Genomic DNA, 13,740 nt, shown 5'->3' on the forward strand with positions numbered 1-13,740 from the left:
CGCTTTCGCTACCATGGGTAAGCTGACCAGTACAAAATGGTTGACCGAAGTGGGTATTGCTGGAATTTACTGGAGCGCGTAGGCTCGCGGACGTGCCTGACAGCGTTGAGGAGCTTGAGCAGCAGATCGAGTCGCTGCGCGCCGCTGTCCGTCAGGCGATGTCCGCCGGTGACCGGCCGCGAGCCCGCGCTCTGAAGGCCGAACTCCGCGCACTGGAGGACGCATGGGACGAAGCGCTCGAGACCCTGGCGCCGGAGCCCGCCGAAGCACCCGAGACACCGGTGCACCGCGACGGCGCCTCGATCCTGCCGCTGCGCGAGCAGGTCCACAGCGCCCTCACGCTGCTCGCCGTGCCGGCCGCGCCGAAGCTGATCGCCCAGGTGTACAACGCCTGCTTCGGCGGCGACATCAACAGCGCCAAGCTCACCAGCCTCCGCCGCGACGAGGAGCGCTCGTTCCGCTCGGCACCGTTCGCCCGGCCGTATTACCTGTGCGCCGCGCTGACGGCCGACCGGCTCGCACCCGTCCGGGGACTGCTCGCCATCTCGACCTGGCAGCTCGACCGCCGCATCATCGGCGCGCTCAGCCCGCGGGTCGACTTCCTCACCTCGGCCGTCAGCATCGCCGAGCACCTCGACCGGCTGCCGACGATCGACCGTGGCGCGGCCCGCCTGCTGTGGCTCTTCGCCGAGAACATCCCCGGCGCAGCCGACGGCATCGGCAACGCCAAGCCGGACACCGTCATCCGCGCCGCGCGCGCGGAACTGCACACGCACCAGCCGGTCGACCGGTCGCACCGCGAAGCGGCCGCCGCCCGGGCCAGGACCCAGCTCGACGATGCCGACCGGCTCTTCGGCACCCACCTCAGGAGTGTGCGCACCGGCACCGATTCCTAAGCCGTTCCCAGCCGCCGCTTCCCCCGCGAAGGAAGACGTCAGTGAACAGCATCGACCTGCGACTCGATCAGCTCCGCGGACCCGTGCCGCCGACCCCGCACAACGCACGCACCATCGCCGCGCTCACGACGAACCCCGCCTGCGCGCGCCGCGCGGTGATGGACTCCGCCGGCGTCGACAAGCGCGCCGTCGCCGCTCGCGTCGGTTTTCCGCCGCCGTACGGGCAGTCCCCGTTCGCCATCACGCGGACCCAGTCGTTCGAGGCGCAGGTGAAGGCGAACGGCTGCGCGGAACTCCTGCGGATGCTGCGCGAGGTGCTCTCCTTGTCGATCCCCGAGGTCGCCTACCAGGACCTCGAGGAGGTGGCCGGCAACGTCAGCCAGGAGGTCCGGCACACCGTAGCCCGCCAGGTGCTCGGAGCCGCGGCCGCGGGCCTTGAGGACGGCGGCACGCTCTTCGACCACCCGCTGCTGCGCCTTCCCGTCGGCGGGCGGCAGGTGTTCCTGGAGCCCGACCTCATCGCGTTCCAGTACAAGGGCACCTTCCACGTCATCGAGATCAAGTCGTTCGCGGTCATCGACGGCCAGGCCGACGGCGGCAAGGTGGCTGCCGCCGCGGTGCAGTCCGCGGTGTACGTCGTGGCGCTGCGCCGACTGCTCGCCGAGCTCGGCCACGACCCGGCGGCGGTCTCGGACCGGGTGGTGCTGGTCTGCCCCGAGAACTTCTCCAACCACGCGGTCGCGACCCTCATCGACGTGCGGCGCCAGCTCACCGTGCTCAACCGCCAGCTCGCCCGGATGACCCGCATCGACTCGCTGCTGGAGCCGCTCGACCCCGGGTTGACGTTCGACCTGGCGCCGGACCGCGACGGCAAGCCGACCCGTCCGGTCGGCGAGCTCTGCGACGCGCTGGAGCACATCCCGGCGCGGTACTCCCCCGACTGCCTCTCCATGTGCGAGCTGTCCTACTTCTGCCGCAACGAGGCGCGCGGCACCACGTACGCGCTGGGCCGCTCGGTGAGCGAGGAGCTCGGCAGCGTCGACTCGATCCACATGGCGCTCGGCCTGGCCAGCGGCAGGCTCACGCCGTCGCCGGAGCAGGTCGAGGCCGCAGGCGTGCTACAGGCGGCGATGCGGCTGCGCAACGAGTGCTTCGGGCTCCCGGCATGACGTCGCTGACCTCGCTCGCCAGGGCGCTCGCGGTCCAGCAGGAGACCGCGCAGCGGATCACCACGGTCCGGCACACGCACATCAGCGACCGGCCGCTGGTCTTCATCCCGCTGACGCTCGCCGGCGAGGCCAACGCGCCGCTCGCCGCGATGCTCGGCGACGACCGTTCCTCGCCGCAGCTGCTGATCGTGCCGCAGCCGCGCAACCGTGACCAGCGGTTCGCCTTCGGCGCCTCGCTCGGCCGGCTGCTGCTGTCCTACGTCGACAGGTTCGCCCGGCACCAAGAGGAGGTGTCGGGGAAGGTTTCCCGGTTCCGCTTCAGCGATGCGCCGCAGATCCTCGTGCCGAATCCTGGCGGCGTCGGCTTCATGCGGCTCTTCGGTCGCTCGACGCGGCTGCGTCGCACGTACGGCGAGTACGCGGTCGCGCCCGTCGTGCCGCTGCTCGGACGGTGGCTGACGTTCTTCGCCGAGCGGGCCGAGCACCCGGGGTCGTCGCTACTGGTGCCGATGACCTCGGCGCTCGGGGCGCACTGGGCGACCGGTCAGAGCACTGTCGAGGACGCGAACCTGGCAGCGCTGCTGTCGTGGATCGATCCACCTTTGGGGCAATCGCCGTTCGAGGCCGCGCTCGCCGCCGAGGACCCGTTGCTGTTCCCGCCGGCCGGTCCGACCACCGACCCGACCTTCGACGCCGAGCGGCTGGCGCCCGCCATCGAGCGGTACGCACGCTCCGCCGGCAACCCGCGTGCCCTCGCGCTGCTGGAGAACAACCTGCGCAGCCAACTGGCGCCGACCTGGGACCTCATGTGGCGAAGCGCGGACCTCCTCGCTGGTCTGACTCCCGGAGAGCACGTCGTGGAGCGGTGGGCCGACGACCGCGACGCGTACACGAACTACGTCAACTACCTCAACGGCGAGAACCCTCTACCGCAGGCACGGCGCGACAGTGCGGTGGCCGCGGCACGGCGGCTCAGCCGGCTGGAGCGCGCGCAGGCGTCGTATGACGCGCAGCGGGCCCTGGACGACCCGCTCGTCATGGCGGAGTTCCGTCTCGCCGGCGAGGCCTTCACCGGTACCGTCGTGGCCGCCGCACCGGACCGGGTCGACGCCAGCGGCCCGCGCCGCAAGCTCCGCCCACACATCACCGTCCGCACCCGCGACCCGCTCCGTCTTCACGCCGGTCGAGAGGTCTCGTCGCCGGCCCGCCCTTCGCAGACCGGCCAGATCCTCGCCCTGACACGCCTCGAAGACGGTTTCCTGGACGTGGAGCTGGAGCTCAGCGGCGGCATGGGCCGGTCGCTGACCGCACCGCCGGGGAGCATCCCGGCCCTCGACGAGGTGGTCACCTACAGCACGGTGTCGGACGCTTTCCAGCCGTCCGGTCAGTGGCCGGACGTCGACGAGACCCCGTGGACGCACGGCGGCCCGCCGGCGCCGCCGGCCCCGACCGAGGAAGACGCCGTGGAGGACTGGTCGTGACCACAGACGTGTTCCCTTCGGTCATCGAGGACCTGCAGTTCGGCCCCGGCCCCGGCGTCGTGGTCGACTCCCCTCCCGGCGCCGGCAAGTCGACCCTCGTCGTCCGGGCGGCCCGGCACATCGCCGAGTCCGGCGAGCCCCTAGCGATCGTCGCGCAGACGAACGAGCAGGTCGACGACCTGATCGCCAACCTCGCCACCGCCGCACCATCCGTGCAGATCGGCCGCCTGTCCGCGCAGAACTACGTGGCGACGGCCCGGATCGGCGCGCACCGCAACGTCACCGTCGACAACGCCATCGCCGGCCTGGGCGGCTGCCAGGTCGTCGTCGGCACCGCCGCGAAGTGGGCCACCCTCACGTCCGGCTCCTGGCCCTGGGCAATCATCGACGAGGCGTACCAGATGCGCTCCGACGCCCTGCTCCGCATCGCGGGCCGCTTCGACCGCACCCTGTTCGTCGGCGACCCCGGCCAACTCGACCCCTTCTCAACGGTGGAAACCGAACGCTGGGCCGGCCTGTCCTGGGACCCCCAGCTCAGCGCGGTGGCCGTCCTCCTACGCCACAACGACATCAACGTCCACCGGCTGCCCGTTTCCTGGCGCCTGCCCTCAACCGCCGCCCCGGTCGTCTCCGAGGCGTTCTACCCTTTCACGGGCTTCACGTCGGGCACTGGGCCGGGCGACCGCTCGCTGACCTTCGCCACGCACGCCTTCGGGTCGTCTCCCCTGGACTCGACTCTGGCGATGGCGGTCTCGACGGGCTGGGCCCTGCATGAGCTGCCGGCCCGCCACAGCATGCGCACGGACGAAGAGGTCGCCCGGGCCTGCGCAGGCACGGCCATGCGGCTGCTCGAACGGGGCGCGGTCGCCGTGTCGGAGAAGTCTTTGGACGGCGCCCAGGTCACGGCGGGCCGAATCGCCATCGGCACCGCCCACCGGGACCAGGCCGCAGCGGTCCGTCAGTTCCTTCCCTCGGACTCCGGCATCACCGTGGACACCGCCAACCGCCTGCAAGGACGTGAGTACGACGTGACCGTGGTCTGGCACCCGCTCTCCGGCCGCCGCGACGCCACCGCCTTCCACCTCGAATCCGGCCGCCTCTGCGTCCTAACTTCCCGCCACCGCCACGCCTGCATCGTGGTCGCTCGGTCCGGCATCTCCGAACTCCTGGACGCCCACCCCTCCACCGGCCGCATGTACCTGAACGAGATCGTCAAGTTCCCCGACGGCTGGGAAGCCAACCAAGCAGTCATGTCCCACCTGGAGCGACACCGAGTGAGCGCGGCATGAGCAACGACGACGCACCGGGGACCATCCGCGACCGAGCGCTCGCGCTGGCCGACTACCTCATGGCGGTCCGCGCGCGAATGGAGAAGCCGTCCCGGACGGTACCGACATCCGACGCGTTCTGGCAGCACCAGTTGCCGATCCACCCCGCGTGCGAGGTCGGCGTCGCCGGCGACGATGCAACCTGGCTGCGTGTCGCCCTTCCTCCACTGCCAAAACCGGTCTCGGTGCCGCGCGAGTTCGCCCCGCTGCTGCAGGAGGCACTGTCAGCGGACCAGGAGCCCGCACTGCGCAGTGGCACCGACGCTGCTGTGCAGGCTCGGTTCCGGCAGTGGCGGGACGAAGCATGGCGTCCGTGGGCCGCTGAGGTCCGCATCGTCAAGCAGGTGCGGCAGCTCCACGACCGACTGTTCGAGCTCAAGCACACCTTGGATATGAACTCAGCCACGAACGAACTGGTCTGGGGTCACGGCATCGTGGCGATGACCATCGACGGCGAAACGGTGCGGTACCCCCTCGTCACTACACCGGTAATGGTGGATTACGACCCAGATCGTTCCCTGATCACGGTCGCTCCGCAGGGTAGCGCCCGCCTGCAGACCGACGCGCTGTCGGGCCTGCCCGAACACTACCTGCGTCAGTTGCTCGAGCTCGGCCAGCACGGCGGTCAGGTCGCGGTCAACGTGTGGGAAGAGTATGAGCGCATCGAGCTGTTTGAGCGGGCGATGCGCAGGCTCGGCATGGAGCCGGCGATCAGAGCGGCGCACGCGCCTGCCCCAGACGGGCCGAACATCCAAGATACCAGTGTGTTGTTCGTCCGGCCGAAACAACGGATGATCCGCAGATTCCTGGAGGAGCTGCGCGGTCGACTGGAGGCCGGTGACACGGCCTCAATCGGTGCCCTCGCGGCGATCCTCGCTCACGAGCCGACCCACCTGCAGATGCCAGGCGACCAGCCCGAGCGGTGGCGTCAGGTCGGCCAGCGGCTGCTCATGCCTCTGCCGACCAACGAAGCCCAAGAGTCGATCGCGCGTCGCCTCGCGCAGCATCGCAACGTCGCCGTCCAGGGACCGCCGGGCACCGGCAAGACACACACCATCCGCAACCTGATCTGTCACCTCATTGCGCACGGCAAGCGGGTGCTGGTGGTTGCTCAGAAAGAAGACCCGCTGCGGGTGCTGCGCGACGGGCTGCCGGCCGAAGTGCAGCCCTTGTGCCTGGCCGTCCTGGGCCGGTCCACGGATCAGCTCATCCAACTCCAACTCGCCGCCCGCGAGCTGTCCGATCGTGCCGCAACGCTCGACCATCGTATGGAGCAACGCACCGTCGACTCGATCACCGCCCAATTGGAGAAGGCCGAAGCAGATCTGGGTCACGCTCTCGGCAATCTGCGGACAATTGCGGAAAGTGACAGCGTGACGTTCAAAATCGACAACGTTGCGCTGTCGCCGGCTGAGGTCGGAGCGTGGCTGCTGGCCCGCGAGGATCGGTACGGCGACATCCCGGACGAGCTGCACGATGGGGACCAGGCGCCGCTGACCGCAGACGAGTTCGGTGTCGTGCTCGATCTGGCCCACCGAATCTCACGCGCAGACCGTCAGCAGGCGCTTCGGCACCTCCCACTGGTCGCCGATCTGCCAACTGCGGCAACCATCCAGCAGATGCGAAGCCGGACCAGTGCGACGGCCGCTGCAGTCGACGACCTGGCCCGCAACGCCGTCGATGTCCACGCCGTCCGCCAGCTCGGCGAGCACCGACTCGCCGAACTGTTGAGCAAGCTCCGTGAAGCAGTCACCTATCTATACGGCCGCGAAGGTTCCTGGACGGGCCGGCTCGGGCGCCTGATTGCGGACCCACATTTGAACATGACCTGGCGCGATCACGTCACCGCCACGGAGCAGTTGCTCGGCCAGATCTCCGCGATGTCGCGAACCATCGGTGGGCACCGCGTCGAGGTCGCGGCCATCAAAATGGGCCAGCCGAGAGCACTGCTCACCGAACTGGCGGAGCTACGTCAGCGGTACAACAGCGGCAAGGGCGTCAGCAAGCTCTTCGCCAGCAGTCTCGCGAAACTCTCCGCCGACTGCCGCGTCGACGGTGAGCCTTTGCGCAGCACCGAGGACGTTGACGTCGTCGTCGCGTTCGTCAACCGCATCCGGCTGCGGCAAGATCTCGGCGCCCGCTGGGCTGAATGGGCACAACGACTCGGCTTCCAGCTGCCGACCGGCCCAGCGGAGCCCGAGCTCTGGGCGGGGCGCTTCATCGCCGATGCCAACAACTCACTGGAATGGGACTGGCAGCACTGGCCGGCGCTGTACCGGGTGATCAGCGTCCTGCTCCCCCGATCCGCATCGAACGCCGACGCCCAGGCCCTTGACACGATCTGCACCCGGCTCGATCAATGCCAGGCCATCTTCGAGCACGACCGCCTGGTCGAACAGGCACGGACCGTCTCGGCCGCCCTGCAGCAGGGCATGGCCACGGTAAACGCCAGCGAGCTGTGGCGGTTGCTCGACCTGGACTGGCAGTCGGCCAACCTGACCGTCTGGGACAGCACCCTCGCCGAGGCTCGGCGACTCGCCGCGCTGTATCCGGACGCCGAAACCTACCGACGCCTCCACACCACGATCGCGGTAGCCGCACCCGCGTGGGCCGCGGCCATCGACGACGGCAGTGCGCCGGCCCTGAGCGGCAGCGGCGCCGACTGCGTCCTGCGCTGGCAGTGGCGGCAGGCCCAGACGTGGTTCGACAACGTCGTCGGCAGCGTCGACACCGACGGCCTCGGCAGGCGCGTCGCGCAGACTCGCGACCGTATTCGCCGCCTCACCAACGACCTAGTCGTGCGGCGTGCCTGGCTGGAGGTGTCGCGGGCACTCGACGACCGGCGCCGGGCCGCACTCGCCGACTGGGCCACCGCGCTCCGCAAGTACGGCAAAGGCACCGGTAAGAACGCCGCGAAATGGCAGGCGTACGCACAACAGGCGATGACCGACGCCATCGACGCGGTCCCAGTCTGGGTTATGCCGTTGGACCGGGCGATCGAGCAGTTCACTGGCGGCGCCAAGTTCGACGTCGTCATCGTCGACGAAGCATCACAAGCCGATCTCTTCGCCCTGCCAGTACTGACCCTCGCCGAACGCGCCGTGGTCGTCGGCGACGACCAGCAGATCGGCCCGCAGCTCAACTTCGTCAGCGACGTCACCGGGCTGGTCAACGCCCACCTCGCGGGCGAGGTGCCGTCGGCGGAGCAGTTCGACACCGAAGGCAGCCTGTACGACCACGCGGTCCGCCGCTCACCGCAACGCATTCGGCTCACCGAACACTTCCGGTGCGTGCCGGCGATCATCGAATTCTCCAGCCGGGAGTACTACGACAACGCCATCGAACCGCTACGCACCGACCGTCCTCAGGGCATCGGCGATCCGGTCCGCACCGTGTACGTGCCTGAAGGGATCCGGCAGGCGGTCGGCTCGTACGGCGATGTCAACGTGGCCGAGGCCGACGCCCTCGTAGAGCAGGTCACCACGATCATCGGCGACCCTGCCTACCGTGGGAAGACCATCGGTGTCGTCAGCCTGCTCAGCACCAGTGACCAGGCGCTGTACATCCTCAACCGGATCCGCAGCCTTGTCGGCGAAGAGGAGATCAGCCGCCGCCGCCTTCGTGTCGGCGATTCGTACACCTTCCAGGGCGACGAGCGCGACGTCGTCCTGGTAACGCTGGTCGTGTCCCCGCACAGGGGCTCGATCTCGGCATTCACGAAGCGCGAGTACCACCGCAGGGTCAACGTCGCGGCGTCGCGTGCTCGAGACCAGCTCTGGGTGTTCCACTCCGTACAGCCCGAGGACCTCAACCCGGAAGATGCTCGCGGCAAGCTGCTGCGCTACTGCCAGAACGTCACCAACGCCGAAGATGCATACGACAACCTCGAGCAGCGCTGCGACAGCGATTTTGAAAGGGCAGTGCTCAAGCATCTCCTACTCCGTGGCTACCGGCCCCTTCCGCAGTTCCGCATCGGCAGCTACCGGATCGACTTTGTCCTCCTCGCCCCGGACGGCCGCCGCCTCGCCATCGAGTGCGACGGTGACCCGTACCACGGACCGGACCACTGGGAAGGCGACATTCGCCGGCAGACAGTGTTGGAACGCGTCGGCAACTGCGTCTTCGTCCGCATCCGCGGCAGCGTGTTCAGCCGAGACCCGGCTGCCGCGATGGAGCCTGTGTGGCATCGCATCGAGGAGTTGGGTATCGGCTTGTACGTGCCGCCGCCAGCCGTCGAACCTGTCGTTGAAACGGCGGCGCCGGACCCAATCCCGGAGCCGGAGCCGCCGGTCGTCACACCAACGATTCCTGAGGAAATCCTGCCTTTCAGCATCGAACAACAGCGGGAGATCGCACGGCTCATCTCCCTCGGCAAGACTGTGACGATCGGCCCGGACGGCGCCGTGCAGGAGACCGCACCCGAACCGGCACCTTTACCCTCTACGCCCCCAACGGCCTCTGCTCCGGATCGAGCCGACGCTACCGCCACCGCAACGGTGGCGCCGCCGGTGCCGCGTCCTCGGGCCGCCGCGTCGCCGGTTGCCCGGACGTCGGCGCCCGCGCCCGCCGATGCTCAGGATGCCGAAGTCATGGTTCCCGTCGGCTACCGCAGCGTTGCCTGGATCCGACCGCACGAGGCACTCGCAGCCATCCAGGCATACCAGCAGACAACCGACACCCCGATCCGCCACGAAGGCAAGGTCGTCGGCTGGGCTCGGTACTACCAGAGCGCCTCTGAGGAGGCGCGCAAGTACCGCTCGAACGTCGTTATCGAACGAGCCCATCCAACCGGCGCCAAGTTCGTCTGCTGGGTACGGCAGCAGGAAGCAAGAGCTGTTCTCGCCGCCGCGAAGCACCACCAGGACGCACCGGTCCTGGACACACACTCGAACGTGGTCGGCCTGGTCCAGTACTTCCCACCAACCAACCCCGCGGCGCTACGTTTCCTCAGCGTGACCCGCGTTCTGCGGATTACGCACAACACCGCCACTTCCCCGCCGCCATTCACGCCAGCGGAGCCGCCCGTCGACTTGTCCAGCCTCTCGGCGCTCGAGACGCGCTTCCATCGAGCAATGGTCCGCCTGTACGAGCGAGCCCGCGACGAGGCCGGCTACACCGCCAAAGCGTTCCACTCGATGCTGGCTGCCAAGGGCGGACCAGCTACAGCGCGCCAGCTGCTGAACACACCGACGGTATCGGACGGGTTCACGGAACTCTGGGAGCGAGGCCGCCTCGACCTAACTGTCGAAACCTTGGCCCTACGCCCAGAGTTCGCACCACTGTTCACCCAGCCCCAGCTGGACACCGCCCGCTCCCGCCTTGCGAACCCGACCTGACGCAGCTGAGGCTTCAGAAGAACGGACGGCGGTCGTTCGCCGCGCCTTCAAAAATGAAGCGCGTTACAGGGGCGTGCTCAGCGGCGTGGTGACCTCGCGGAATCGGTTGGCGGATTGGTCGAGGTAGGTGTCCCAGGCGGTTGCTGTGCGGGCATCCTCCGGTTGTGGGAACGGGATTCGTACCGTGGACAGCCGCACGGGAGTAGGGGCTGCGTCGCGGCCTCGGCGCCAGGTTCGGGTGGTGCCTTCGCCTGGGTAGATAAGCAGGGCTCGCTCGACGTTGCCTTCGGTGTCGTCGAGGAGGTGGGTGTAGGCGAACATCTGGTACTGGTCGTTGCGGTCCGGGGGTTTGCTGGCTGCGAGGGTCTTGTACTTTGCGTCGGCGATCCAGATTGTTGGGCCGTGCCAGGCCACGTTGTCCGGGCGGCTCTCGCTGGGCTTGAGTGGATTGTCGACCCAGGGGTCGGCGACCAGGTTGGCTGGCAGGGCGGCTTGCGCCAGCACCTTGGTGAAGTGGCTGCGGGACAGCACGTCGTAGACGATTTTCTCCCAGATCTTGTCGGTGGGAAACGACAGTTCGATCGCGTCCGCGAAACGCCGGTCGGCTTCCGCTGCGACGAACTCGATTTCGGCGAGGAGTGCCAGGGCGAGGCGGAGGGCATCGACCCATGGCTGATCCAACCGGTTCAGGTGAAGCCGTGGCCCGATTCGTAATGCTGTCGCCGGCGGTACTGTCGCCACTCCTGACAGCGCCCGGCGCAGGGTGACCGCGTCGTGGCGGAGTTGCTGTTCGGCGAACCGGCCGGCGAACGGGGACCGCATGCCGAGTCCGTCGGCGATTCGTTCCAACGCTGCACAGACAATGCCGAGCAGCTCGGTGGACTCGGTGAGTTCGTCGTAGCGGCAAGTCAGCCGCGGGTCGCCTGTTGCGGCGTACCGGACCGCGCTGGAAGCGTCGATTCGGCCGCGGACTGCGATGCGGGGTGCGACCACCGTGCGGTATCCGCGGCGAATTGCGTGCGTGCGAGCCAGTACCTCATCGAGAAACCGGCGACACAGCAGCGGCCGATGCAATGGAGACTTGCCCGAGGCTCCGTGCAGAGACTCCGGACGCGGCGCCAGGAAGTTCAGTCGGTCGAAGAGTTGCAGCAGGTCGGTGGTCACATGCTGGTTGTTGCCATCCAAACTTCGAACCGTATGGAGATTCCGTGGACGAACATCCGGCGCCAGCAGGCTGCTGTCCCAGCGCACCGCGCCTTGTTGGGTCCGCCGGGACGCTTCCAGACAGCTGGTGAGGAGAGCGTCCATTGCCGGGTGGTCGGCCGTGACGTGGAGCCGGTCGAGCTCATACAGGGTCAGTTCGTGATGGCGGCGAGCTGGCCATTCGGGGACATGCACCACAGTGGCGGTGTTGGGCGGGCGCCACGTTTTCGGCGCCACGCTGAGCACAATCTGGTGGTCGACGCTCCCGGCCGCGGTAAACCCGATTCGGGCGCCGCGGGGCGATGCCGTGAGCGTGACACTCATGCGATGGCGTCCTCGTCCTCATCGAAGAGGTCGATGGAAACTTCGTTTGCGAGTGCTCCGCTGGTGTCGGCGCTGACCCGGTACGTGGTGATCCGCGCTCCACGTGCGAGCCCCGTACCGTCGACAACCACCTGCAATTCCAGCGACTGCTGCAGGAAGTCGTCCAGCTGGCTCAGCGCGGGCATGGCCGTCTTGCGCACCTGCTCCAGCGCGCCATGCTGCGCAAACCAGCTGGCGCGCGTATTGGTGGCGAGGAGATCGTCGGCGCCCAGACCGCGCACAATGTCGATGAGCTGCGGCAGGATGGTGTACCGCCATTGCAGCTGCAACGAACGCATGGCCGATTCGAGCGTGGACGCTTCCGCGAGCGCGGTCGCAACGGCGTACAGGTACGACTGTCCGAGCATCGCGTCCGGGCCGAGGCACGGGCGCAGTGCGTGGTCATTCAAATCTCGCAGAATCTTCGCCGACTGCGTGAACAGTTCCCGCGGCGGACCCGACACAGTCTCCGGCAACACGCTGCCGTCCGGCATGACCGGCTCGAGGCGGTGGAAGGCGAACCGTCGGCGCAATGCCGCATCCAGCGGCGCTACCGAACGGTCCGTCGTGTTCGTCGTGGCGATGACGTAGACGTTGTCGGGCACGAAGAATGTGCGGCCCGAGTACGTCAGTTGGGCGGGCGTGGCGACCTGCCAGTCCTTGGCGCTCGCCGGCCCTCCGCTGGACTTGTACGTCGCGCGTCGTGAGGCCTCCAACGTCAGCAGGAGGTCACCGAAGACGCTCGGGACGTTGCATCGGTTGAGTTCGTCGAACAGTACGAGGACATCGCGGTCGGGCGCCGCTGCCGCCGCCGCGCAGACCGTCAAGAAGAAGCCATCTTTGACGCTGAATCCGCCGTCCGATGCCGCCGGCTCGTCGAACAGACCCGATGTCGCGCCAGGCTTCGGCGAGCCGGGCCGGAGACCCTCGATGAAGTCTTCGTATGAACTGCTCGGATGCAACACCATCGCCCGGTAGTTGCGGCCGTCGAACGACAGCAGTTCGCGTCCCGTGCGGGCCCGCCACATCGCGGCCAAGCGTTCGATGGCGTAGGTCTTACCGGTGCCCGGTACACCTTCCAACACCACATTCTTGAAGGCCAGCAACGCTTCGAGAATCGGATCCGACGGGCCGGTCCGCTCGACGGTCGGCGCAGCGCTGGCGTGCTCGTGTGTCACGGCGCCGCCGAAGAGGTCGGGGATCCGCTTGTTGAGGAACTCCAGCATCGTGCACACGTGCGGGTGGTTGATCGGGACGAGGTAGACCTGCTTGACGTTGCCGTCTTTGGTGAACGGACCGACCTCGGGGGAGCGATCCGGGATTTCGTCGCGCGGGATCGGATTCGGCAGCTCCGCGTAGTCGACCGGGCAGAGGTAGCCGATGTCACCCCAAGCATCGGTGTTGAACTCTGCGGGACGCGGCGCGGTGTACGGCGCCTCGGCGACGGTGCCGATCGCGCGAATGTGGTTCGCGGCGTAGTGGATGATGCGCTGTCCCACCGCGAGGTTGTTCACGTCCTTGTGGTGGGCGACCGAGCGTCCGGCCTTCGTTTGCTGCGGTGCCCAGAGGTAACCGCCGTCGCGTTCGGCCCTGTACGTGTCGCCCTGATTGACCCACCACAAACCGGAGAACGGCACGACCTCGTAGCCGAGCCGTTCGAGGCGGGCGATCGCCTCTGTTGCGTCGAACTCGTTCGGCTTGAGCGGATTGCCGCCGGCGGTGTGCCGGTGGGCCGCGCCGACGATCGCCTTCGGGTCGTAGAAGCGGCCCTCCTTTCGCAACAGGTACTTGGTCGCGAAACCGAACCCGTACATGTTGAGAAAGTCCTGCCTGCCGAGCTTGTCGAACTCGGCAAGTGCCGCCTCAATGGCGGGCTGCTCAATCTGGGACAGCGCCATGGCAGGCAGCCTAGCGATCAGCGTTGCGTGGGAGACCAAAGTGTCCGTGCCTGGACTTCCGGTGGC

At 68.1% G+C, this 13,740-nt stretch carries 7 protein-coding genes; 5 read left to right on the forward strand and 2 right to left on the reverse strand.

The annotated features are described in order from the left end of the window. Positions 1–92: 92 nt before the first annotated feature. Genes ACQEVZ_RS24525 through ACQEVZ_RS24545 form a run of 5 tightly spaced genes read left to right on the forward strand, consistent with a single transcriptional unit; the run spans position 93 to position 10,210 of the window. Positions 93–896, forward strand: coding sequence for a hypothetical protein (locus tag ACQEVZ_RS24525; RefSeq protein ID WP_433370362.1), 804 nt, complete (start codon positions 93–95; stop codon positions 894–896). A 41-nt stretch (positions 897–937) separates the two neighbouring features. Continuing rightward, positions 938–2,065 carry a hypothetical protein gene (locus ACQEVZ_RS24530; protein ID WP_433370365.1) on the forward strand — a complete coding sequence of 376 codons (1,128 nt, stop codon included), beginning with the start codon at positions 938–940 and terminating at the stop codon, positions 2,063–2,065. After that, a complete protein-coding gene (locus tag ACQEVZ_RS24535; RefSeq protein WP_433370368.1) occupies positions 2,062–3,546 on the forward strand; it encodes a hypothetical protein in 1,485 nt (494 codons plus the stop codon). Before ACQEVZ_RS24530 ends, ACQEVZ_RS24535 begins: the two co-directional genes overlap by 4 nt. Beyond that, positions 3,543–4,835, forward strand: coding sequence for an AAA family ATPase (locus ACQEVZ_RS24540; protein ID WP_433370371.1), 1,293 nt, complete (start codon positions 3,543–3,545; stop codon positions 4,833–4,835). The genes ACQEVZ_RS24535 and ACQEVZ_RS24540 overlap by 4 nt, the downstream gene beginning before the upstream one ends. Continuing rightward, entirely contained in the window at positions 4,832–10,210 is a 5,379-nt protein-coding gene (locus ACQEVZ_RS24545) for an AAA domain-containing protein (protein WP_433370374.1), read from the forward strand. The genes ACQEVZ_RS24540 and ACQEVZ_RS24545 overlap by 4 nt, the downstream gene beginning before the upstream one ends. A 63-nt stretch (positions 10,211–10,273) precedes the next feature. Here ACQEVZ_RS24545 and ACQEVZ_RS24550 read toward each other — a convergent pair whose 3' ends face one another. After that, the gene (locus tag ACQEVZ_RS24550; protein ID WP_433370377.1) at positions 10,274–11,737 is read right to left on the reverse strand and encodes a 5-methylcytosine restriction system specificity protein McrC; all 1,464 of its coding nucleotides are present in this window, start codon (positions 11,735–11,737) and stop codon (positions 10,274–10,276) included. Beyond that, positions 11,734–13,674, reverse strand: coding sequence for an McrB family protein (locus ACQEVZ_RS24555; protein WP_433370380.1), 1,941 nt, complete (start codon positions 13,672–13,674; stop codon positions 11,734–11,736). The genes ACQEVZ_RS24550 and ACQEVZ_RS24555 overlap by 4 nt, the downstream gene beginning before the upstream one ends. Positions 13,675–13,740: the final 66 nt, after the last annotated feature.

Origin of the sequence: Dactylosporangium sp. CA-152071 (assembly GCF_050936335.1) — a bacterium.
Lineage (GTDB): Bacteria > Actinomycetota > Actinomycetes > Mycobacteriales > Micromonosporaceae > Dactylosporangium > Dactylosporangium maewongense.